Origin of the sequence: Nocardiopsis sp. CNS-639 (genome assembly GCF_000381685.1) — a bacterium.
In the GTDB taxonomy this organism is placed as follows: domain Bacteria; phylum Actinomycetota; class Actinomycetes; order Streptosporangiales; family Streptosporangiaceae; genus Nocardiopsis; species Nocardiopsis dassonvillei.
Map to the genome: position 1 here is coordinate 191,359 of NZ_KB906864.1, position 23,000 is coordinate 214,358.

The 23,000-nt window shown below is 74.1% G+C and carries 18 protein-coding genes and 1 pseudogene; 12 read left to right on the top strand and 7 right to left on the bottom strand.

Going from position 1 to position 23,000, the window contains the following annotated elements; genetic code table 11:
* Window positions 1-70 precede the first annotated feature (70 nt).
* The 5 genes from G011_RS0118100 to G011_RS0118120 all read left to right on the top strand — a co-directional run bounded on the left by G011_RS0118100 (window position 71) and on the right by G011_RS0118120 (window position 6,308).
* The gene (locus G011_RS0118100) at window positions 71-1,669 is read left to right on the top strand and encodes an ABC transporter ATP-binding protein (RefSeq protein ID WP_013154251.1); all 1,599 of its coding nucleotides are present in this window, start codon (window positions 71-73) and stop codon (window positions 1,667-1,669) included.
* Window positions 1,666-3,252 (top strand): ABC transporter permease, encoded by a 1,587-nt coding sequence (locus tag G011_RS0118105; RefSeq protein WP_019609720.1) that lies wholly within the window; start codon window positions 1,666-1,668, stop codon window positions 3,250-3,252. Before G011_RS0118100 ends, G011_RS0118105 begins: the two co-directional genes overlap by 4 nt.
* Window positions 3,249-4,511, top strand: a complete 1,263-nt coding sequence (locus G011_RS0118110; RefSeq protein ID WP_019609721.1) for an ABC transporter permease — start codon at window positions 3,249-3,251, stop codon at window positions 4,509-4,511. Before G011_RS0118105 ends, G011_RS0118110 begins: the two co-directional genes overlap by 4 nt.
* On the top strand, window positions 4,490-4,918 hold the full coding sequence (locus tag G011_RS0118115; protein WP_019609722.1) for a cytidine deaminase: 429 nt from the start codon (window positions 4,490-4,492) through the stop codon (window positions 4,916-4,918). The genes G011_RS0118110 and G011_RS0118115 overlap by 22 nt, the downstream gene beginning before the upstream one ends.
* 94 nt (window positions 4,919-5,012) lie before the next feature.
* Window positions 5,013-6,308, top strand: coding sequence for a thymidine phosphorylase (locus tag G011_RS0118120; protein WP_019609723.1), 1,296 nt, complete (start codon window positions 5,013-5,015; stop codon window positions 6,306-6,308).
* A gap of 93 nt (window positions 6,309-6,401) precedes the next feature.
* On the opposite strand, the gene G011_RS0118125 is transcribed toward G011_RS0118120, so the two are convergent.
* Window positions 6,402-6,959, bottom strand: a complete 558-nt coding sequence (locus G011_RS0118125) for a hypothetical protein (protein ID WP_231391522.1) — start codon at window positions 6,957-6,959, stop codon at window positions 6,402-6,404.
* Between the two features lie 51 nt (window positions 6,960-7,010).
* Window positions 7,011-7,592 carry a hypothetical protein gene (locus tag G011_RS0118130; RefSeq protein WP_019609725.1) on the bottom strand — a complete coding sequence of 194 codons (582 nt, stop codon included), beginning with the start codon at window positions 7,590-7,592 and terminating at the stop codon, window positions 7,011-7,013.
* Between the two features lie 151 nt (window positions 7,593-7,743).
* Between G011_RS0118130 and G011_RS0118135 the strand changes: the two genes are divergently transcribed.
* The 6 genes from G011_RS0118135 to G011_RS0118160 all read left to right on the top strand — a co-directional run bounded on the left by G011_RS0118135 (window position 7,744) and on the right by G011_RS0118160 (window position 15,786).
* On the top strand, window positions 7,744-9,516 hold the full coding sequence (locus tag G011_RS0118135) for an acyclic terpene utilization AtuA family protein (RefSeq protein WP_019609726.1): 1,773 nt from the start codon (window positions 7,744-7,746) through the stop codon (window positions 9,514-9,516).
* Window positions 9,517-9,571: 55 nt separating this feature from the next.
* A complete protein-coding gene (locus G011_RS0118140) occupies window positions 9,572-11,170 on the top strand; it encodes an acyl-CoA carboxylase subunit beta (RefSeq protein WP_019609727.1) in 1,599 nt (532 codons plus the stop codon).
* A 7-nt stretch (window positions 11,171-11,177) separates the two neighbouring features.
* A complete protein-coding gene (locus G011_RS0118145; RefSeq protein ID WP_019609728.1) occupies window positions 11,178-13,277 on the top strand; it encodes a biotin carboxylase N-terminal domain-containing protein in 2,100 nt (699 codons plus the stop codon).
* Window positions 13,274-14,446 (top strand): acyl-CoA dehydrogenase family protein, encoded by a 1,173-nt coding sequence (locus G011_RS0118150; RefSeq protein WP_019609729.1) that lies wholly within the window; start codon window positions 13,274-13,276, stop codon window positions 14,444-14,446. The genes G011_RS0118145 and G011_RS0118150 overlap by 4 nt, the downstream gene beginning before the upstream one ends.
* A 59-nt stretch (window positions 14,447-14,505) precedes the next feature.
* Complete coding sequence (locus G011_RS0118155) at window positions 14,506-15,120, top strand: TetR/AcrR family transcriptional regulator (RefSeq protein WP_013154240.1); 615 nt, start codon at window positions 14,506-14,508, stop codon at window positions 15,118-15,120.
* A gap of 96 nt (window positions 15,121-15,216) precedes the next feature.
* Window positions 15,217-15,786, top strand: coding sequence for a hypothetical protein (locus G011_RS0118160; RefSeq protein WP_019609730.1), 570 nt, complete (start codon window positions 15,217-15,219; stop codon window positions 15,784-15,786).
* 40 nt (window positions 15,787-15,826) lie between these two features.
* Here G011_RS0118160 and G011_RS0118165 read toward each other — a convergent pair whose 3' ends face one another.
* Both G011_RS0118165 and G011_RS29975 read right to left on the bottom strand, forming a co-directional pair.
* On the bottom strand, window positions 15,827-17,161 hold the full coding sequence (locus tag G011_RS0118165; protein WP_019609731.1) for a GH1 family beta-glucosidase: 1,335 nt from the start codon (window positions 17,159-17,161) through the stop codon (window positions 15,827-15,829).
* An 86-nt stretch (window positions 17,162-17,247) separates the two neighbouring features.
* Window positions 17,248-18,548: pseudogene (locus tag G011_RS29975) on the bottom strand (MFS transporter).
* Between the two features lie 201 nt (window positions 18,549-18,749).
* On the opposite strand from G011_RS29975, the gene G011_RS0118175 reads away from it, so the two are divergent.
* Window positions 18,750-19,571 carry a hypothetical protein gene (locus G011_RS0118175; RefSeq protein WP_019609732.1) on the top strand — a complete coding sequence of 274 codons (822 nt, stop codon included), beginning with the start codon at window positions 18,750-18,752 and terminating at the stop codon, window positions 19,569-19,571.
* 9 nt (window positions 19,572-19,580) lie between these two features.
* On the opposite strand, the gene G011_RS0118180 is transcribed toward G011_RS0118175, so the two are convergent.
* The 3 genes from G011_RS0118180 to G011_RS0118190 form a co-directional block, all read right to left on the bottom strand.
* Window positions 19,581-20,201, bottom strand: a complete 621-nt coding sequence (locus G011_RS0118180; protein WP_019609733.1) for a PadR family transcriptional regulator — start codon at window positions 20,199-20,201, stop codon at window positions 19,581-19,583.
* Window positions 20,202-20,366: 165 nt separating this feature from the next.
* The gene (locus G011_RS0118185) at window positions 20,367-22,337 is read right to left on the bottom strand and encodes an acyl-CoA dehydrogenase (RefSeq protein ID WP_019609734.1); all 1,971 of its coding nucleotides are present in this window, start codon (window positions 22,335-22,337) and stop codon (window positions 20,367-20,369) included.
* 116 nt (window positions 22,338-22,453) lie between these two features.
* Window positions 22,454-22,741 (bottom strand): helix-turn-helix domain-containing protein, encoded by a 288-nt coding sequence (locus G011_RS0118190; RefSeq protein ID WP_019609735.1) that lies wholly within the window; start codon window positions 22,739-22,741, stop codon window positions 22,454-22,456.
* Window positions 22,742-23,000 lie beyond the last annotated feature (259 nt).

Sequence of the window (23,000 nt, forward strand, 5' to 3'; positions counted from 1 at the left end):
GGGGCGTCCGGCAGCGGCCGCGACCCGGCCGGTTCCGCGGCGCCACACCGCACATTCCACGAGGAGACTGATGAGCAGCACGCCATCGGGCGAGGGGGCCCTGGCGCCCCCCGCCGTTGAGCTGCGCGGGATCACCAAGCGTTTTCCCGGCGTCGTGGCCAACCACGACATCGACATCACCGTGGCTCCCGGTACCGTGCACGCCATCGTCGGCGAGAACGGTGCGGGCAAGTCCACGCTGATGAAGACCCTGTACGGCATGCACCGGCCGGACGAGGGACACATCTACGTCCAAGGCCGCGAGGTGCGCTTCGGCTCGCCCTCCGACGCCATCCGCAACGGCATCGGCATGGTGCACCAGCACTTCATGCTCGCCGACAACCTCACCGTGCTGGAGAACGTGGTCCTGGGCGCCGAGCGCCGCCACGGCATCGGCAACCGCGCCCGCGCGCGCATCCGCGAGCTGTCCGCCCAGTACGGCCTGGGTGTCGACCCCGACCGCCTCATGGAGGAACTGGGCGTGGGCGACCGCCAGCGCGTGGAGATCCTCAAGGTCCTCTACCGCGGCGCGCGGACCATCATCCTTGACGAGCCCACCGCCGTCCTGGTCCCGCAGGAGGTCGACGAGCTCTTCGACAACCTGCGCGAGCTCAAGCGCGAGGGCCTGACCGTCATCTTCATCTCCCACAAGCTGGACGAGGTGCTCTCCGTCGCCGACGAGATCACCGTGATCCGCCGCGGCACCACCGTGGCCACCGCGGACCCGGGCACCACCACCGCCCGGGACCTGGCCACGCTCATGGTCGGCGGCGAGCTGCCCGTGCCCGAGCTGCGCGAGTCCACCGTCACCGACCACGTCGTGCTGTCCCTGGACGGGGTCACCGTGCACTCCGCCGACGGCCGCGCCGTCGTGGACGGGGTGAGCGTCGACATCCGCCGGGGCGAGATCGTCGGCATCGCCGGTGTCGAGGGCAACGGCCAGTCCGAGCTCATCGAGGCCATCATGGGCATGCGCCCGCTGGCCGCCGGGAGCATCCGCCTGGAGGAGCAGGACATCACCGGCTGGCCCACCCTCAGGATCCGCGAGGCGGGTGTGGGCTACATCCCCGAAGACCGCCACCGGCACGGCGTGCTGCTGGAGTCCCCCCTGTGGGAGAACCGCATCCTCGGCCACCAGACCAAGGAGCCCAGCGTCCGCGGCCCCTGGATCAACCGGACCGGCGCGCGCGCCGACTCCGAGCGCATCGTCGCCGAGTACGACGTGCGCACCCCGGGCATCGACGTCATCGCCGACGCCCTGTCCGGCGGCAACCAGCAGAAGTTCATCATCGGCCGGGAGATGAGCGGCTCCCCGCGCTTCCTGGTCGCCGCCCACCCCACCCGGGGCGTGGACGTGGGCGCCCAGGCCGCCATCTGGGAGCAGCTGCGCGACGCCCGTGCCGCGGGCCTGGCCGTGCTGCTGGTCTCCGCCGACCTGGACGAGCTGATCGGCATGTCCGACACCCTCCACGTCATCCTGCGCGGCCGACTGGTCGCGCAGGCCGACCCGACCACCGTCACACCCGAACAGCTGGGCTCGGCCATGACCGGCGCCGGACTGCACCGGGCCGACCAGAGCACGGAAGGCGACAGCGGTGCCGACCGAAACGGAAGCGAGGGCGGCGCATGAGTAGGATCCCCCGTCCCGCGAGGACCCTGCCCGCACCCGCGGCCGCGGGCGTCGCGATCGCCCTGGGCGTGGTGCTGACCATCGCCCTGGACACGGCGCTGCTGTGGTGGGCGGCGCTGATCATCGGCGTGGTCGCGGCCTTCGCCTTCGTGGCCTGGTCCGGGCCCATGGTGCCGCGTGAGCGCCGGGCGGGCGCGGACGGCGCCCGCGAGGAGGGCACGGTCCTGCACAACACGCTGGTGGTGCCCACCGCCCTCGTGCTGTCGGTGGTCGCCGGTCTGCTGACCGCGTGGTTCCTGGACCTGTCCCTGATCGAGCCGGTGGCCGCCGCGCTGGGCGCGCTGGTCGGCTCCGCCGCGGCCTTCTGGCTGTTCCACCGGTTGTCGGCCATGCTGGCGCTGTCCTTCGCCGCGGTCCTGGCCGCCGGGGTCATCGCGACCGCGGTCACCGCGGCCGTGCTGTTCTTCAGCGGAATCCCGCCGCTGGCCACGTTCGAGCGGATGCTGGAGTACGGCACCCGGCCCGACAGCCTGGTGCGCATCGTCAACGACGGCACCACGTACTACCTGGCCGCGGTCGCGGTGGCGATCGGCTTCAAGATGAAGCTGTTCAACATCGGCGTGGACGGCCAGTACCGGCTTGCCGCGCTGCTGTCGGCCGCCGTGGGCGGTTACATCATGCTGCCGCCGGTGCTCAGCCAGATCGTCATCGTCATCACGGCCGTGGCCGTGGGCGGCGTGTGGGCGGGCATCGCCGGGTACCTCAAGGTGACCCGCGGCGTGTCCGAGGTGATCTCCACGATCATGCTCAACTCCATCGCCACCGGCGTCACCGCCTACCTGCTGAGCACCGACCGCCTCGCGGTGGAGATCAGCACCAACAACATCGGCACCCCGCCGATGCCCGAGTCCTCCTGGGTGCCCGGCATCCCGGCGGGCTTCCTCGGCTCGGACGAGACGATCTTCGGGTTCGTGTTCCTGGCCGTGGCCGTCGGCATCGGCTACTGGGTGATGCTCAACCGCACCCGCTTCGGCTTCGAGCTGCGGGCCACCGGCCAGTCGCAGACCGCGGCCGAGGCCAGCGGAGTCAACGTCAAGAAGATGGTGTTCCTGTCCATGCTCTTCTCGGGCATGGTCGCCGGTCTGGTGGGCCTGCCCCAGTTGCTGGGCAGCTCGCACCACTACGCCCTGGACTTCCCGACCGGCATCGGCTTCATCGGCATCGCCATCGCGCTGCTGGGCCGCAACCACCCCGTGGGCATCGTCTTCGCCGCCCTGTTCTGGGCCTTCCTGAACCAGGCGTCGGGCATCCTGCCCTTCGACGGCATCCCGCAGGAGATCGCGGTCATCTCGCAGGCCACCATCGTCCTCACCGTGGTCGTGGTCTACGAGGTCGTGCACCGCTGGGGCCGCCGCTACCAGCAGCAGCAGATCGGCAGGCAGCTCGGCACCACCGCCGAGTCGCCCGCACCGGAGACGGTGAAGGTGTCCGCGGACGAGACGTCCCCGGCCCCCGCGGACGGGTCCACCGACGCGGGCACCGCCCCCGAACCCGAGGACAGGCGCGGAGGGGAGGCCAAGTGAGCCAGGAGATCAACGTGATGGAGCCGGTGGCCAAGCCCGCCGCCCGGCCCCGGGGGTGGGCGCGCTGGCGCATCCTCACCCTGTTCGGCGCGGTGCTGGTGTCCCTGGCGGGACTGCGGGTCATCACCGGGCACGACATGCTCACCGACGCGGGCACCATCAGCACCACCATCACCTTCGCGGTGCCCATCGGGCTGGCCGCGCTGGGCGGTCTGTGGGCCGAACGCGCGGGCGTCATCAACATCGGCCTCGAAGGCATGATGATCCTGGGCACCTGGTTCGGGGCCTACTTCGCCTGGTCCACGGGCAACCCGTGGATCGGGCTGCTGGCGGGCGTGCTCGCCGGTATGGCGGGCGGGCTCCTGCACGCCGTGGCCACGGTGACCTTCGCGGTGGACCACATCGTCTCCGGCGTGGCGATCAACATCCTCATGCTCGGCGCGATGCGCTACCTGTCGATCCTGGTCTACTCCGACGTGCCCGGCGCGGGCGCGGCCCAGTCGCCCCCGGCGCCCTCGTTCCCGGTGTGGGACCTGCCCCTCGTGGCGCAGGTCCTCAGGCCGGTCGCCGACAGCGGGGTCTTCCTGGTCAGCGACCTGGCCTCGCTGGTGCTCGGCGCGACCACGAACATGCCCGCGCTGACGGTCGTCGCGATCCTGATGATCCCGCTGACCTACCTGGTGCTGTGGCGGACCACGTTCGGCCTGCGGCTGCGCTCGGTGGGTGAGAACCCCGACGCCGCCGAGTCCCTGGGCGTGCCGGTGTACAGCCTCAAGTACGTCGCGGTGATCGTCTCCGGCGGCCTGGCGGGCATGGGCGGGGTGTTCCTGTCCGTGGTCGCCTCGCAGATCTACCAGGAGGGCCAGACCGGCGGCCGCGGCTACATCGGCCTGGCCGCGATGATCTTCGGCAACTGGCGCCCGGGCGGCCTGGCCATGGGCGCGGGCCTGTTCGGCTACACCGACGCCCTCCAGGTGCGCGGCGGCGGCGCGGCGGTGCACGCCCTGCTGCTGCTCCTGGCCGTGGCGCTGGTGGGCGTGGCCGTGTGGCAGGTGCGCCGTGACCGCAAGGGCCTGGCCGCCTTCGGCGCGCTCACGGCGGTGCTGCTGTTCGTGTGGTACTTCTCCACCGACTCGCTGCCGCGCGAGCTGGCCACCTACAGCCCGCACATCGCCACCCTGCTGGTGCTCTCGCTGGCCTCGCAACGGCTCCGGCCACCGGCCGGGGTCGGCAAGCAGTGGAGGGCGAGCCGGTCATGACCGACGCACCACTGGACCCGGCGAGCGTGGACTGGGAGGCCCTGCGGGCCGCCGCCCGCGAGGCCATGGGCCGCGCCTACGCGCCCTACTCCCAGTACCCGGTGGGTGCGGCGGCGCTGGTCGACGACGGCCGCACCGTCAGCGGCTGCAACGTGGAGAACGCCTCCTACGGGCTCGGCCTGTGCGCCGAGTGCGGCCTGGTCAGCGCCCTGCACGCCTCCGGCGGGGGCCGTCTGACGGCCTTCAGCTGCGTGGACGGGCGGGGCGAGCTGCTCATGCCGTGCGGGCGCTGCCGCCAGCTCCTGTTCGAGCACGGCGGGCCGCAGCTGCTCGTGGACACCCCCGAGGGAGTCTGGACCATGGACCGGGTGCTGCCGCAGGCCTTCGGCCCGCACAGCCTGACGTGACCGGGATCCTTCGTCAGCCGCGCCTCCCCGGACGCCGCCCGCGCGGCGGCCTCCGGGGAGGCGCTTCTTCTTCCGCCAGTCGAGAGGGGATGACATGGACGTCATCGAGATCATCCGAGCCAAGCGCGACGGGGGAGAGCTGAGCCCCGGCCAGATCGACTGGGTGATCGACGCCTACACCCGCGGCGAGGTCGCCGAGGAGCAGATGTCGGCGCTGGCCATGGCGATCTTCCTGCGCGGGATGAACCGGGCCGAGGTGAGCCGCTGGACCGAGGCGATGCTGGCCTCGGGGGAGCGCCTGGACTTCTCCGACCTGGCGCGGCCCACCACCGACAAGCACTCCACGGGCGGGGTGGGCGACAAGATCACCCTGCCGCTCACACCCACCGTCGCGGCCTGCGGGGCGGCCGTGCCGCAGCTGTCGGGGCGCGGGCTCGGGCACACCGGCGGAACCCTGGACAAGCTGGAGTCGATCCCCGGGTGGCGGGCCTCGCTGTCCACCGGCGAGATGCGGGAGGTGCTGGACTCCACGGGCGGGGTGATCTGCGCGGCCGGGTCCGGGCTGGCCCCGGCCGACCGCAAGCTCTACGCCCTGCGCGACGTGACCGGCACGGTCGAGTCGATCCCGCTGATCGCCGCGTCCATCATGAGCAAGAAGCTCGCCGAGGGCACCAGCGCGCTGGTCCTGGACGTCAAGGTGGGTTCGGGGGCGTTCATGAAGGACGCCGACTCCGCGCGCGAGCTGGCCCGCACGATGGTCGACATCGGAAACGACCACGGCGTGCGCACGGTCGCGCTGCTCACCGACATGTCGGTCCCGCTGGGCAGGCAGGTGGGCAACGCCCTGGAGGTGGCCGAGTCCGTGGAGGTGCTGTCGGGCGGCGGGCCCGCGGACGTGGTGGAGCTGACCGTGGCCCTGGCCCGGGAGATGCTGGCCGCAGCCGGGCTCGTCCCCGGTGAGGGCGGGGTCAAGGACCCGGCCGAGGCGCTGCGGGACGGCAGCGCGCTGGAGTCGTGGAAGCGGCTGGTCCGGGCGCAGGGCGGGGACCCGGACGCGCCGCTGCCGGTGGCCGCCGAGCGCCGGGTGGTGCTCGCTCCGGCCTCGGGGACGGTGACCCGGCTGGACGCCTACCAGGTGGGGCTGGCCGCGTGGCGGCTGGGCGCGGGCCGGGCGCGCAAGGAGGACGCGGTGTCGTTCGGGGCGGGGGTGACCCTGCACGCCAAGCCGGGGGAGTCCGTGCAGGCCGGGGAACCGCTGTTCACGCTGCACGCGGACGAGGCGGAGCGGTTCGAGCGGGCGGCCGAGGCGCTGGAGGGCGCCTTCGACATCGAGCCGGAGGGCGGGGCGGGCTACGAGGCCCGGCCGCTGCTGATCGACCGGATCGCCTGACCCCGGAGTCCGCTGCTCCACGATCGCGGGGCGGCGACCGGACCTCCGGTCGCCGCCCCGCGGCTGGACAGGGCTCTCCCTGCCCCGCGTGGATCAGTTCGGCATCGGCATGGGCTGGGGCGCGCTGCCCGCGGGCATCATGACGTAGGCCACGACCGCCAGCAGCACCAGCAGCAGGCTCACGATCAGCACGGAGGCGGCCAGCCACCGCGCCCAGGGCCGGGTCCGCAAACCCGCCAGGGCCAGCGCGAGCCCCGCCAGGATCGCCGTCAGCGCGGCCAGGCCGCCGCCGATGAGCAGTTGCACGGAGAACTGCGACACCTGGTCCACGGGCACCGGCTGGTCGCCGATGAGCACCACCGTGGTGAAGAGCTGGACCAGTTGGCTCGACAGCACCGTCACGGCGAGCAGGAACAGCGCGGTCAGGGCGAAGGTCTCCGCGCCCAGAGCACCGCTGGGCCGGTCGGTGCGCTCCGGGGCGGCCACCCCGGAGTCCGGTTCCAGCAGGGGCTCCTCCACCATGGCGGGCTCCTGCGCGGGCACCCCGGACCCGGCGGCCGGGTCGGCCCCGGGCTCCGGCTCGCGGCCGGGGTCCCGTGCGGGCCCCCGGGTGGGATCGGTCGGGTCGTTGCCTTCCGCTGATGTACTCACGCGGTCAACCTACCCGCCGAAGTACCAAGGGAGTTTCTACGAAACCCCTGTTCAGGACCCGGACGGCAGGGTGATGAAGGTCAGCACCGAGACCACGACCAGCAGCGTGCCCACGATCACGGCCGCGGCGGCGCCCCAGCGGCTCCACGCCCGCGTGGCCGCGCCGCCCCGCAGCAGCGACAGGGCCCCGGCGAGCACGGTCAGCGCGCTCAGCCCGCCCGCGACCATCACCTCGGCCGCGAGCGCGCTCGCCTCCCCGGCGCTGGTGTCGGTGGGGACCCGGCCCACGAAGAAGAAGCCGAAGAGTTCGAAGAGCCGGGTGTTCAGCGCGGTGAGGACGAACAGCATCAGGGCGATGACGCTGAAGGTCTCGGCGGCGAACAGGCCGCTGGGGGAGCGGGCCGGCGCGCCCGCGATGAAGGCGCCGCCGGCGTCGGCCTCCTGACGCGCCCCCGGGGCCCCGGCCTCCCCGCGCGTTCCGGCGGTCCCGGCGGCACCGGTGCTCCCGGCCTCCGGGGTCTCCTCCGCCGACGTCCGCGCTGTCTCCGCCTCCGTCGTCTCCGCCGCCTCCGCCGTCCCTTCGGAGGAGGCGGCGTCGTCGGCGGGGTTGGTGTCTTCTCGCGAGGTGTTCACGGCGCCAAACTACCGCGCGCCTCCCCCCGCTCCGAGGGGGAGTAACGCACGCTCCGTGGCCGGTTTCGGCCATACCGCGCCCACCTCACCGTGTCCGCTCGGACCCGTCCGTCCCGTACGGAAAAACAAGCACGTGTGCTTGTTTTTCCATGTGATCGGTGTCACCCTCGTGTCCATGACCGCTGCTGCCACCCCGGCGCCCCCGCTGCTGGTCGCGAACGCCTCCGGTTTCTACGGGGACCGCTTCGCCGCCGTCCACGAGATGCTCACCGAGGGGCGCGTGGACGTCCTCACCGGCGACTACCTGGCCGAGCTCACCATGGCCATCCTCGGCCGCGACCAGCTCGGCGACCCCGGCCGCGGCTACGCCCGGACCTTCCTGAGCCAGATGCGCGAGACCCTGGCGCTGGTCATGGAACACGGCACCAGGGTGGTCACCAACGCGGGCGGCCTCAACCCGCGCGGCCTCGCCGACCGGCTCACCGAACTCGCCGACGGGCTCGGCCTCGAACCCCGCATCGCCTGCGTCACCGGCGACGACCTCATCGACCGCGCCGAGGAACTCGACCTGGGCTCCCCCCTGACCGCCAACGCCTACCTGGGCGCCTTCGGCATCGCCGCCTGCCTGGAGGCGGGCGCCGACATCGTCGTCACCGGCCGCGTCACCGACGCCTCCCTGGCCGTGGGCCCGGCCGCCGCCCACTTCGGCTGGACCCCCGGGGACCTGGACGCCCTGGCCGGGGCCACCGTCGCCGGGCACGTCATCGAGTGCGGTACCCAGGCCACCGGCGGCAACTACGCCCTGGCCGCCGAACTCCTGCGCGAGGGCCGCGACCTGGACCGGCCGGGCTTCCCCCTCGCCGAGATCCACGCCGACGGCAGCGCGGTGATCACCAAGCACCCCGGCACCGGCGGCGCCGTCACCACCGGGACCGTCACCGCCCAGCTCGTCTACGAGGTCGCCGGAGCCCGCTACCCCGGCCCCGACGTCACCGCCCGCCTGGACACCGTGCGCCTCACCCGACAGGGGCCCGACCGCGTCCTGCTCAGCGGAACCCGCGGCGAGGAACCGCCCCCCGACCTCAAGGTCGGACTGACCAGCCTCACGGGCTTTCGCAACGAGGTCGAGTTCCTGGTCACCGGCCTGGACGCCGGGGCCAAGGCCGCACAGGCCGAACGCCAGATGCGCGCCGCCCTCGCCGACCGCGCGCCCGACGACCTGCGCTTCACCCTCGTGCCCGCCCAGGACCCCCACGGCGACACCCAGGACGCGGCCACCGCACGCCTGCGCGTGGTCGCCCGCGACCACGACCCCGCGGTCGTGGGCCGCTCCTTCGGCGCGGCCGCCGTGGAACTGGCCCTGGGCAGCTACGCCGGATTCCACCTCACCGCGCCGCCGCGCGAGGCCCGACCCGACGGGGTCGCCGCCACGCACGCGCTCGTGCCCGCCTCCGAGGTCGCCCACACCGCGATCCTGCCCGACGGCGCCAGGGTGCCCGTCGCGCCCGCGCCCCGCACCCGGGCCCCGGCCGAGGTCGCCGAGCCCCCGCTGCCCGAACCCCTGCCCCGGGGCCCCGCGCGTCCGGTCCCGCTCGGCCTGGTCCTGGGCGCGCGCAGCGGCGACAAGGGCGCCGACGCCAACCTGGGCGTGTGGGTGCGCGGCGAGACGGCGTGGCGGTGGCTGGCCACCACCCTGACCGCCGACCTGCTGCGCGAACTCCTGCCCGAGACCGCCGGACTGCGCGTCACCCGGCACCTGCTGCCCAACCTGCGCGCCGCCAACTTCTGGATCGAGGGCCTGCTCGCCCCCGGCACCGCCCGCCGCGAGGGCGTGGACCCCCAGGCCAAGGGGCTGGGCGAGTGGCTGCGCGCCCGCCGCGTCCCCGTTCCCGAGATCGTGTTGGCGGAGGTGGAGCAGCCGTGAACGTGCCCAGGACCGGAAGCGTTCCCGTCCCCGAGACCAGGGAGGCGGGCCAGCCGTGAGCGTGCTCAGGAGCGGGCTCGCCACCGCCTCACCCGCCTTCGCCGAGGCCCGCGAGGCGATGCTCGCCAAGCTCGCCGAGATCGACGCCGAGCACGCCAAGGCCCTGGCCGGAGGAGGGCGGCGCTACGTGGAGCGCCACCGCGCCCGGGGCGGCCTGCTGGCCCGCGAGAGGATCGAACTCCTCCTGGACGAGGGCAGCCCCTTCCTGGAGCTGTCTCCGCTCGCCGCCTGGGGCAGCGACTTCCACGTCGGCGCCAGCCTCGTCACCGGTGTGGGCTCGGTCTCCGGCGTGGAGTGCGTGCTGGTGGCCAACGACCCCACCGTGCGCGGCGGCTCCAGCAACCCGTGGACCCTGAAGAAGACCGCCCGGGCCGCCGAGGTCGCCGAACGCAACCGGATGCCGCTGGTCAGCCTGGTGGAGTCCGGCGGCGCCGACCTGCCCACCCAGAAGGAGATCTTCATCCCGGGCGGCCGCGCCTTCCGCGACCTGACCCGCCTGTCCGCCGCCGGAATCCCCACCGTCGCGCTGGTCTTCGGCAACTCCACCGCCGGGGGCGCCTACATCCCCGGCATGAGCGACCACGTGGTCATGGTGCGCGAGCGCTCCAAGGTGTTCCTGGGCGGGCCACCGCTGGTACGGGCGGCCACGGGCGAGGAGAGCGACGACGAGTCGCTGGGCGGGGCCCGCATGCACGCCGAGGTCTCCGGCCTGGCCGACCACCTGGCCGAGGACGAGCGCGACGCGATCCGTATCGGACGGCGGATCGTGGCCCGCCTGGGACACACCAAGGCGGGGCCCGCCCCGCGCCCGTCGGCACCCGAACCCCTCTACCCGGCCGAGGACCTGCTCGGGATCATGCCGCCCGACCTGCGCGTGCCCGTGGACCCGCGCGAGATCATCGCCCGCCTCGTGGACGGCTCGGTGTTCGACGAGTTCAAGCCCTCCTACGGCGGCGGCCTGGTCACCGGCTGGGCCGACCTGCACGGCTACCCCGTCGGCGTGCTCGCCAACGACCACGGCGTGCTCTTCAGCGCCGAGGCCCAGAAAGCCGCCCAGTTCATCCAGCTCGCCAACCGCGCGCACACGCCTCTGGTGTTCCTGCACAACACCACCGGCTACATGGTCGGCCGCGAGTACGAGCAGGGCGGCATCATCAAGCACGGCTCGATGATGATCAACGCCGTCTCCAACAGCACCGTCCCCCACTTCTCGGTGCTCGTGGGCGCCTCCTACGGCGCGGGCCACTACGGGATGTGCGGGCGGGCCTACGACCCGCGCTTCCTGTTCGCCTGGCCCAGCGCCCGCTCCGCCGTCATGGGCCCCCGCCAGCTCGCCGAGGTGCTGTCCATCGTCGCCCGCCAGTCCGCGGCGGGGAGGGGACAGCCCTACGACGAGGACCAGGACGCCGCCCTGCGGGAGATGGTGGAGCGCCAGATCGAGGCCGAGTCACTGCCCCTGTTCCTGTCCGGGCGGGTCTACGACGACGGCGTCATCGACCCCCGCGACACCCGCACCGTCCTGGGCCTGTGCCTGTCCTACGCCCACAACGCCCCCGTCCGGGGCACCGACCGCTTCGGCGTCTTCCGAATGTGAGGAGAACGTGAACCACACGCCCTCCGCCGTGCCCTCCGGTGGTTCCGCCGAGGCGGGCGCCACGGCCCCCGGCCGGCCCGCGCCGCCGCGCCCCGTCACCCGCCTCCTGGTCGCCAACCGGGGCGAGATCGCCCGCCGGATCCTGCGCACCTGCCGCTCCCTGGGCGTGGCCACCGTCGCCGTGCACGCCCCCGGCGAGGAGGACGCCGCGCACGTGGCCGAGGCCGACACCGCCGTGCGCCTGCCCCTGCCCCGGGGACGCGGCCCCGTGGACGCCTACCTCGACCCCGACGCCGTGGTGGCCGCCGCCCGCGCCTCCGGCGCCGATGCCGTCCATCCCGGCTACGGCTTCCTGTCCGAGAACCCCGCCCTGGCCCGCGCCGTCACCGGCGCCGGGCTGACCTGGATCGGCCCCCCGGCCGAGGCCGTCGAGAGCATGGGCGCCAAGACCCGGGCCAAACGCATCGCCCGGGACGCCGGGGTGCCCGTCGCCGACGCCCTGGACCCCGAGCGGGTGCGCCCCGAACACCTGCCCGTGCTGGTCAAGGCCGTCTCCGGCGGCGGCGGACGCGGCATGCGCGTGGTCCGCGACCTGGCCGACCTGCCCGCCGAGGCCGCCGCCGCCCGCGCCGAGGCGGCCTCGGCCTTCGGCGACCCGGCGGTGTTCTGCGAGCCCTACGTCCCCCACGGCCGCCACGTCGAGGTGCAGGTCCTGGCCGACACCCACGGCACCGTGTGGGCCCTGGGTGAACGCGACTGCTCCCTCCAGCGCCGCCACCAGAAGGTCGTCGAGGAGACGCCCGCCCCCGGCCTACCCGACGACCTGCGCGAACGCCTGCACGAGGCCGCCCGCCGCCTGGCCCGCGCCATCGGCTACACCGGCGCAGGAACGGCCGAGTTCCTCGTCCCCGTGGGGGAGGAGGGCTTCGGCGAACCGGTCTTCCTGGAGATGAACACCCGGCTCCAGGTCGAACACCCCGTCACCGAGTGCGTCACCGGGCTGGACCTGGTCGAGTGGCAGATCCGCGTCGCCGAGGGCGAGGCCCTGCCCGGGAGCGGCCCGCCCGCGCCGCGCGGCCACGCCGTCCAGGCCCGCCTGTACGCCGAGGACCCCCGCGACGGCTGGCGGCCCCGCACCGGCGTCCTGCACGCCTTCGACGTCCCCGCCGACACCCGCTTCGCCGCGCCGCCCGCCTTCGGGGTGCGCCTGGACAGCGGCGTCGAACCCGGTGACACCGTCGGCGCCGACTTCGACCCCCTGCTCGCCAAGGTCGTCGCCCACGGGCGCGACCGCCGCGACGCGCTGCGCCGCCTGGCCGCGGCCCTGGCCGCCGCGCGCGTGCACGGGGTGGGCACCAACCGCGACCTGCTCGTGCGGGCGCTGCGCCACCCCGCCTTCGCCGGGGCCGAGACCCGCCCCGAGGGGCTGCACACCGGCTACCTGGACGGCGACCGCCTCAGCGCCCTCGTCCAGCCCCTGGCCGACCCGGCCACCGAACGCCTCGCCGCGCTGGCCGCGTCCCTGTCCGCCGCCGAGGCCGCCCGCGCCGACGCCGCCACCCCCGCCGGGATCCCCGCCAACTGGCGCGGCCTGCCCTCCCAGCCCTTCGTCCGCCAGCACGACGTCGACGGCGACGAGACGAGGCGGACCACCACCGCCTACCGCACCCTGAGGGGGACCTACCTGCCCGAACAGGCCGGGGTCCGCGTGCTCTCGGCCGCACCCGACCGGGTGGTCCTGGAGGCGGACGGCCTGCGCCGCGCCTTCGACGTCCACCGCCCCGCCGCGGGCGGCGACGTCCACGTCGACTCCCCCCTGGGGTCGGTCACCCTCACCCCCGTCGACCCCCTGCCCGAACCCGAGGCCGCGGTCGACCCCGGCGCCCTGCCCGCGCCCATGCCCGGCACGGTCACCGCCGTGGAGGTCGCCGTGGGCGAGCGGGTCGAACCCGGGCAGACCCTGCTGCGCATGGAAGCCATGAAGACGGAGCACCGCGTCACCGCCCCCGCCGCCGGTGCCGTCCGGGAGATCCCGGTCGCGGCGGGGCAGAGGGTGCCCGCCGGGGCGCCCCTCGCCGTCCTCGACTACGAAGGGGCCACGCCGTGACCGGTGCCATGACCTTCAACGAACCCGCCGAGCGCGTCGACCTGCGCGCCGCCGTGTCCGCGTTCGCCGCGGGGTACGGGTCCGAGTACTACCGGGCCCGCGCCAAGGAGGGCGCCTACCTCACCGAACTGTGGCGCGAGGCGGGCGGACTCGGCTACCTCGGCGTCAACATCCCCGAGGAGTACGGGGGCGGGGGCGGCGGCATCGGCGACCTGGCCGCCGTCCTGGAGGAGCTCAGCGCGGCCGGGTGCCCCACCCTGATGATGGTGGTCTCCCCGGCCATCTGCGGCACCGTCCTGACCCGCTTCGGCACCCCCGAACAGCGCGCGCGCTGGCTGCCCGGCCTGGCCACGGGCGAGACCATCATGGCCTTCGCCATCACCGAGCCCGACGCCGGGTCCAACTCCCACCGCATCACCACCACCGCCCGGAGCGACGGCGGGGGCTGGGTGCTCAACGGCCGCAAGACCTTCATCTCCGGTGTGGACGTGGCCGACGCCGTCATGGTCGTCGGACGCGTCCAGGACGAGGACACCGGGCGCCTGTCCGCCGCGCTGTTCGCGGTGCCCACCGACGCCCCGGGGTTCGAGGCCCGCCGGATCGAGATGGACCTGGTCAGCCCCGACCACCAGTACCAGCTGTTCCTGGACGACGTGCACCTGCCCGCCGACGCCCTGGTCGGCGACCCCGGGGCCGGGCTCCTCCAGCTCTTCGCCGGACTCAACCCCGAGCGCATCATGGCCGCGTCCCTGGCCTCGGGCAGCGCCCGCCACGCCCTGGACAAGGCGGTGGCCTACGCCAGGGAGCGCACAGTCTGGCGCGACACCCCCATCGGTGCCCACCAGGGGCTGGCCCACCCGCTGGCGCAGGTCAAGATCGAGCTGGAGCAGGCCCGCCTGATGACCCAGCACGCGGCGCTCCGCTACGATTCCGGCGACGACGCGGGGGCGGGGGAGGCGGCCAACATGGCCAAGTACGCCGCCGCGGAGGCGTGCGTGCGCGCGGTCGACCAGGCCGTGCAGACCCTGGGCGGCAACGGCCTGGCCAGCGAGTACGGGCTGGGGTCGGCGATCGCCGCCGCCCGCCTGGCGCGCATCGCGCCGGTGAGCCGGGAGATGGTGCTCAACTACGTGGCGCAGCAGTCCCTCGGCCTGCCCAGGTCGTACTGAACGGTCGGCGCGCGGGCACGGGTCGCCTCAGGGACGCGGGGACAGGGGGAAGCAGCGACGTGGACACCGGGGCCGACCGCGAGCCGCGCCAGGAACGCAGCCGGGCCACCCGCGCCCGACTGCTGGAGGCCGCCGTGGCCTGCCTGGCCGAGGAGGGCACGGCCGGCGCCACCGTGGGCGCGGTCGCGCGGCGGGCCGGGGTGTCACGCGGGGCCGCCCAGCACCACTTCCCCACCCGCGAGGACCTCTTCCTGGCCGTGCTGCGGCACATGCTCGACAGCCGCGGCGCGGAGCTGCGGCGCGGCGCGGCCGCCGTCCCCGAGGGCGGCGGCCGCACCGAGGCGGTCGTGCAGATGGTCGTGGACGCCTTCACCGGGACGGACTTCCGCGCCGCCCTCCAGCTGTGGTCGGCCGCCGCCAGCGACCCGGTCCTGCGCGAGCGCATCATCCCCATGGAGGAGCGGATGGGCCGGGAGATCCACCGGGCCGCCGTGGAACTGCTGGGGGTGGACGAGTCGGTCCCCGGGGTCCGCGAGACCGTCCAGGCCACCCTCGACCTGGCACGCGGCCTGGGACTGGCCAACCTGCTCACCGACGACGGGCCCCGGCGGCGCCGGATCGTGCGCCAGTGGGCGCGCACCCTGGACGGGCAACTGCGGACCCCGGCACCGTGAACCGGCTACCTCGACGGCACGGAGCGTGCTTATCATCGAAGCGGCGCGGGGCCACGGGCCCGCGCCGAACGTCATCCCCGGACCGGACAAGGCGGTGTGAAGGTGAGCGCGGATGCGGGCAGGGACCTTCCGGACCTGGCCAGGCGGGCGTTGGACGCCTTCGCCGAGAGCGCCTCGCGCCGCAGGGACCGCGACGCCCTGATGGACAACGCCTTCGCCGCCCTCTTCGCCCTGTACCGGGCGACCACGCCCGCGCAGCGCAGGTCCCCGGGCGGTCAGGAGTTCAGCGCCACCCTGGCCGAGCTGCTGGTGGGCGGCAGCAACCCCGACCGGCTCAGCCTGTACGTGGTCCGCACCCAGACCGCGGCCGAGAACGGCGAGCACGAGGCCTACCGCCCCGCCTGCTGGCGGCGGTCCATGCTGGAGCTGCTCGGCGAGGAGTTCGTGCCCTGGGAGGCCTTCCTGCGCCCGGGAGACCTGGAGGCCCTGCCGCGCATCGACGAGGCCCTCACCGCGGTGGCGGGCCGGGCGCGGCCGGTCAACGAGGAGGAGGTCCCCTCCTGGGTGCCCGAGTCGCACTGGTGGTGGTGGGAGCCCGCCCGCCAGCGCGGCGAGGAGGTCCCCGAACGCCACGACAGCGGCACCCTGGACGCCGTCGGGGACTGAAGACCCCGGCCGCGCCCCGCTCCCGCGCCGCCGCGCTCCCTCACGCACCGGCTGACGCGGTCCTGGCGGCGACGAGGTCCCGGTACCAGGCGAAGGAGTCCTTGGGGGTGCGCGCCTGGGTGGCGTGGTCCACGTGCACCAGCCCGAAGCGCTGGTGGTAGCCCTCGGCCCACTCGAAGTTGTCGGTGAGCGTCCACACGAAGTACCCGCGCACGTCCGCGCCCCGCTCCCGCGCCGCCTCCACGGCGGCCACGTGCCCCTCCAGGTAGGCGATCCGCTCGGGGTCGGCGATCCGCCCGCCGGGGGAGACCCGGTCCTCGTAGGAACAACCGTTCTCGGTGACGTACAGCGGCGGCAGCGCCTCGCCGTGGCGCTCGCGCAGCAGGTCGATCATCCGGCCCAGCCCCTCGGGCACCACCGGCCACCCGAACGCGGTCACCGGCGCCCCGGCGACCTCGCCGAACCCGAACGGCAGTCCCGACCCCTCGTCGGGCGCGGTGGCCACGGTGGGGTTGTAGTAGTTGACCCCGAGGCCGTCCGCGCTGCCCGCGACCGCCTTCAGGTCGCCCTCGCGCACGCCGGGGACCTCCGCGACGCCGAAGGCCGACAGGTCCGGGTAGGCGCCGGTCAGCACGGGGTCGGTGAACAGCCGGTTGTGCAGGGTGTCGTAGGCGTGCGCGGCGGCGGCGTCGGCCTCGGAGCCGGTGGCGGGGCTGACGGGGGAGTAGTTGTTGGTGAGCAGTGCCTCCAGGCCGCGCGAGCGCAGCTCCCCGGCGGCCAGCCCGTGCGCGAGCAGCATGTGGTGGGCCACCCGCATCACCTCGGGCACCGCCAGGGTCCGCCCCGGGGCGTGGACGCCGAGCGCGTGCCCGTAGGTGGTGTGCACCAGGGGCTCGTTCAGGGTGATCCACCGCTCCACCCGGTCGCCGAGGCGGTCGGCGGCCGCCGCCGCGTACTCGGCGAACGCGTACGCCGTGTCGCGTTCGCTCCAACCGCCCGCGTCCTCCAGCGCCTGGGGCAGGTCCCAGTGGAACAGCGTCGGCACCGGGGTGATCCCCCGGGCCAGCAGCGCGTCCACCAGGCGATCGTAGAAGTCCAGACCGGCCCCGTTCACCGCGCCGCGCCCGGTCGGCACGACCCGGGGCCAGGCGAGCGAGAACCGGTAGGCGTTCACCCCGAGCCGGTCGAGCAGTTCCACGTCCTCGGCCCACCGGTGGTAGTGGTCGCAGGCCGGGGCGGGGCTGTGCCCGTCGCGGACCGCGCCCGGACGCTCGGCGAAGACGTCCCACACCGACGGGCCGCGCCCGTCCGCGTCGAGGGCGCCCTCGATCTGGAAGGCGGAGGAGGCCACTCCCCACAGGAACGGTGACGACATGGACGGTACCTGCCTTTCGCTGGGTCTGACGGGGTGAACGGGGGTCGAGGAGCGGACAGGAGGGGACGCGTGGAACCGGCGGGGACTCATGCCACACCCCGGATCCGCCACACCAGCGCCCCGCCCAGCAGGCTGAGCAGCCCGCACACGGTGTACAGGACCGGGTAGCCGCCCAGGTGGACCACGATCGGACCGGCCAGGGCCGGGGCGATGACCTGCGGTCCGGCGCTGGCGATGTTGACGATCCCCAGGTCCTTGGCCCGCCCGCCGGCGCTCGGCAGGACCTCGGTGACCAGGGCGTTGTCCACGGACAGGTAGACGCCGAAGCCGACCCCCAGCACCACCGCGCACACCAGGCTCATCGGCCACGTCGGAAACGCGGCGATCAGGAAGGCGGGCACCGCCGAGACCACCCCGGACAGGCACACCATCCCCCTGCGGCGGCCGATGCGGTCCGAGACCAGACCGGCCAGCACGGTCGTGGCCACGACCGCCGCCGTGTACACGGCGATCAGCACCAGCAGCCCGCCGCGGCCGAGGAACCGGGGAACAGCTCCTCGTAGCCCACCGCGTCGGTGAGGAAGTAGAGCAGGTAGAGGGTGAACATGGCGTTGCCCGTCTGCATGAGGAAACGGGTCAGCCACGCCCAGCCGAAGTCGGGGTGGCGGCGCGGGGACACCCACAGCCCGCGCGCGAACCCGCTCCAGGAGGGGCGCGCCTCGCGGGGCAGCGGCGGGTCGGGGGCCAGCAGCGCGAACGGCAGGACGCACAGGACGGTCAGCGCGCCGAGGAGGGCGTAGCCGGGGGCGACCCCCGTGACCACCACGGTCACCAGGAGCACCGCCACCACCACGCCCGCCGACTGCGGTACGCCGATCCACCCCGAGACCACGCCGCGCTGGCGGACCGGCACGTGGTCGGGCACGGCCGCGAGCAGGGTCGCGTTCAAGCAGGACAGCGCGGCCTGGACGAAGGACCACCCCACCAGGACACCGAGGACGCCGTCCTGTCGGCCGAGCACCACCAAGCCCAGGCCGCCCAGGAGCGCACCGGCCAGGATCCAGGGGCGTCGGCGCCCGAACCGGCCGGCGGTCCGGTCGGACAGGGCCCCGGCCAGCGGGGTGCCCAGGGTGGAGCAGGCCGCGCCCGCCCCGGTCACCCAGGCCAGGGCGGTCTCCTTGGCGTCGGGGGCGAGCAGGCCGACCTGTTCGGGCAGCAGGACCTGGAGCGGGCCGAAGAAGGCCATCCACATGCCGAGGTTGGCCAGGCTGATCCCGGCCACCCACAGGCGGCGCACGGGTCGGGTGGGTTCGGCGAGCGCGGCGGGCGTTCGCGGGGAGGGGGAGGACTGCGCGGGGGGTGGGCGCACGTGTGACCTGCCTAACATGAATGTGTCTCATGTTAGGAGGCCCGCCTTGCCGAGGAAAGCCCCGCGGCGGGGTCGGTTCGCGGCGCACCGGCGCGGCCCCGGGGTCAGTCGTGCGCGGCGCCGGGTCCGGCGTTCCCAGTTGTGTAGTCAAGTTTGACCAGTGGACTCCGGGAGGGCTACCCTCGCAAAGTAATCAAACTTGACTAATAGGAGGTGCGCGTGGCCGCGACGGACACCGCGCGGGCGGACGGCGGTAAGGAGGGGGACACGGGACAGGAGCGGCCGGAGGCGGCCGTTCGGGCCAACGAGACGACCGTTCCGCTGCTGCCGTGCGTCTCGGCCGAGGAGACCCTGGAGTTCTACCGGGCGCTCGGCTTCGAGGTCACCTACGAGCAGACCAGGCCCTACCTCTACCTGGCCTTCCGCTGGAGCGGGTTCGAACTGCACTACGGCCGCGCCTCGAAGGACCTGGACCCGGGGCTGGAGAACAGCGGCGGCTGCATGGTCGTGGTCGACGCGGTCGCGCCCTACCACGCCGCTTTCACGCAGGCCATGCGCCGGGCCTACGGCAGGGTCCTGGCCAAGGGTCTGCCCCGTATCACGCGCCACCGGCCGGGCGCCAGCCGCTTCACGCTCGTGGACCCCTCGGGCAACTCGCTCATCTTCATCCAGCGCGGCGAACCCGAGAGGCTGGAGTACGGCGGCTCCGGGGAACTCGACGGGCTCGCCCGCGCCCTGGACGGCGCGCGGATCCTGCGCGACTTCAAGACCGACGACCTCGCCGCCTTCCGGCGGATCCGCTCCGGACTGAAACGGCACGGGGACCGGGCGCCCGCGGTGGAGCGGGCGCTGGCACTGGCCATGCTCATCGAACTCGCGGTCGCCCTCGGCGAGGAGGAGGGCGTCCAGGAGTGGCGGGAGCGACTGGGCGCGATCACCCTCACCGGCGGTGAGCTGAGCAGGGTCGAGGGGGAGTTGCGCAACGCCTCCGCGCTGCGGAGCTGGCTCGGCGCGCGGACCCCGGAGGCGGACGGGGACTGAGGGATCGCCTCAGCCGGAGGGGGACGCCTCCGGCTCCTCGCCGGTGAGGACGCCCTCGTAGGGGTCGCCCCCCTCACCGGCGAAGGAGTAGGCGCCGCCCTCGATCCGCCGGATCAGCGAGCGCGTCCACGCCGCGTCCGACTCCGCGGAGTGCACCCACATGTCCATGATCTCGCCGATGTGGCCCGCCTGTCCGGGCCCCTCCTCCGGGGCGTAGTGGGCGACCACGCCCCCGCGCCACTCCTCCAGGCCCTCGACCCGCCGCCTGAGCAGGTCGACCGCCTCCCGCCGGGACAGGTCCACGATGAAGCCCAGACCGGCCGAGAGCACGTCCGTGTGCGCGTCGTGCGAGGACACCGCCCGGCGCAGCAGGGCGAAGTACTCCCGGGCGCCCTCCCCGGTGATCTCGTACTCGGTCCGGGGCGGCCCCCCGGCGGTGGACGGCGCGGTCTCGTGGGCGTGCAGCAGCCCCTGCCGGGCCATCTGCTTGAGCGCGTGGTAGATCGACCCCGGCTTGGCGTTGGACCACTCGTGCGCGCCCCAGGACTCCAGGTCGTTGCGCACCTGGTAGCCGTGCGCCCGCCCGCGCAGGCGGACCGCCCCCAGGACCAGCAGCCGGATGGCCGACATCCACACCCCTCATCCCACCAGCGCGTCCGCACCCTTCGGCGGCCCGCGCCGTCCGACTCCGACCAGCCTATCCACGCGCCCGCGCCGGCCCGCGCCCCCTGCCGCCTCCCCCGTGCCCCGACGGGCGCCGGCACGGGGGAGGGGCGTCGGCGCGACGGAGGGTCCTCAGCCGCGCCCGGGGACCGGGTCGCCCTGGCGGGCGTGCTCGCCGCCCAGCGCGATCGGCGCGGCCAGCCACTCGTCGCGCAGGCCGAACGCGTTCACCAGCTGCACGGCGTAGGGGCGCAGGCCCCGGCACAGGTCGTTGACCGCCTGGGTGACCGCCTTGGCCCGCGAGGTGGAGAGCCGCTCGTGCTCCAGGAACCACGCGCGGTCCTCCTCGACCACCGACATCACGTACAGGTCGCACAACCGGTTGAGCAGCTTGGCGGTCGCGGTGTCCCCGCAGCGGTCGATCCCCGCCACGAACGCCTCCAGCACCACCCGGTCCATGTGCGCGCGGCCCGCGGCGAGCACGTGGTCCTGGGCGCGGTTGAACACGTCGAAGGCGTCCTCGCCGTTCCTGCCGGACCTGCGCAGCCGCGCGGCCAGGCCCTCGATGACGTGCTTCTCGCGGTCCTCCAGCAGCTCCAGCTGCCAGCCCCGGTTGTACAGGCTGGCCTCCTCGCCGCGCCCCGGGGCGGCCGCGACGAGCCGCTCGATCAGCGGGATCGCGGCGGTGCGCTCGATGACCGTCTCGAAGACCTTGCCCGCCATGAACCGGGCCAGCCCCAGCTGGTCCAGGTCGCCGAACGAGTCCTTGAAGTTGGTCAGCAGGCCCTTGGTGAGCTGCTGGAGCAGGACCGTGTTGTCGCCCTCGAACGTGGTGAAGATGTCGGAGTCGGCCTTGAGCTGCGGAATCCGGTTCTCGGACAGGTACCCGGCGCCGCCGCACGCCTCCCGGCAGGTCTGGATGGTCTGGCTGGCGTGCCAGGTGGCCACCGCCTTGAGCCCGGCCGCCCGCGACTCCAGCTCGCGCTGGGCGTGCTCGTCGCGCTCGGGGGAGCGGGACAGCTCGTGCAGCCGGGTGACCAGCTCCTCCTGCGCGAAGTGCAGCGCGTAGGTGCGGGCCAGGGCGGGCAGCAGCTTGCGCTGGTGCGCCAGGTAGTCCAGGACGCGCACCTCCCGCTCGGGCCGCCCCTCGCCGTCGGGCCGGGTGAACTGGCGGCGGGTGTCGCCGTAGCGCACCGCGATGGTCAGCGCGGCCTTGGCCGCGCTCCCCGCGCCGCCCGCCACGCTGATCCGGCCCCGGACCAGGGTTCCGAGCATGGTGAAGAAGCGTCGGCCCTTGCTCTCGATGGGGCTGGAGTAGGTGCCGTCGGCGGCCACGTCCCCGTACCGGTTGAGCAGGTTGGTGCGCGGCACCCGCACGTGGTCGAACTCCAGCCGTCCGTTGTCCACGCCGTTGAGCCCGGCCTTGGGGCCGCAGTCGCCGATGCGCACGCCCGGCATCGGCCTGCCCCGCCCGTCCCGGATCGGGACCACCAGGGCGTGCACGCCGTGCTCCTCGCCACCGGTGCTCAGCTGGGCGAACACCACCGCCAGGCGGCCGTCGCGGGCCGCGTTGCCGATGTAGTCCTTGCGCGCCGCCTCGTCGGGGGTGTGGACCACGAACTCCTCGGTGTCGGGGTCGTAGACGGCCGTGGTGCGCAGGCCCTGCACGTCCGAGCCGTGGCCGGTCTCGGTCATCGCGAAGCAGCCGGGCAGCTCCATCGACATCGCGCCGGGCAGGTACTCGGCGTGGTGGGCCTCGGTGCCCAGGGCGCTGATCGCCCCGCCGAACAGCCCCCACTGCACGCCCATCTTCACCATGAGCGACAGGTCGTTGACCAGCATCTCGAAGCCGACCACGGACGCGCCGACGTCGTCGCGGCCGCCCACCGAGGCGGGGAAGCCGTAGGCGGGCAGGTCGGTCTTGGCCAGGGCCTTGATCTGGGTGAGCGTGCGGGCGCGGTGATCCTCCACCGACAATCCGTACACGGGGGCGTACAGGTCTCCCCGCAGGGCGTCGCGCATGTGTTCGCGCACGTGGGCCCAGCGGCCGTCGAGCAGGCCGCGCAGCTCGGCCTCGTCCACTCTCAGCGCCTGTTCGTTCATGTGCTCCCCCTGTGGTCCTGGCTGACGCGGCCCGGCCCGTGTTCGCCGCCGGAAGGCGGGTCGCGCACGGAACCGTACCCGCGGGTACACGCCCCACGTTAGGGGCGGGTGGGAAGTCAGACGGCCAGGGAGGCGGTCGCGGGGTCCCGGGCGGCGGTCGCGTCGGCGTCCACCCGGCGCAGGAGTTCGTCCAGGGACAGGCCGAGCGCGGCGGCGATCGCCGCGACCGTGAAGAACGTGGGGGTGGGGATGCGCCCGCCCTCGATCTTGCGCAGGGTCTCGACCGAGATCTGGGCCTCGCGCGCGACGTCGACCATCGTGCGCTCCGCGCGGGCCCGGCGGAGCAGGGCGCCCAGGAGACGCCCGCGCTCGATCTGGTCTGCGGTCAGCGGTTCACGCACCATGCGACGAGTCTAACGCCACGGCGCCGGATCGGTATATCAATACCGGTGATGCTGCTCGGTCGGCCCGTCGGCCCGTCGGACAGTGGGCGGTATGGAGAGGGCGGGTGAAGTCCGCCACGCGCGGGCGGAAGGCCGCCGGGAGTCCGGAGCCGAGCGCCGAGAGGCCCTCCCGTAACCGCCGGCCGTACCCGCCGTGCACGGAACCGCCGCGCGGACGAGGGTCCGGGCGCCGTCGGCGCGGGGACGAAGCGGGGTCCGG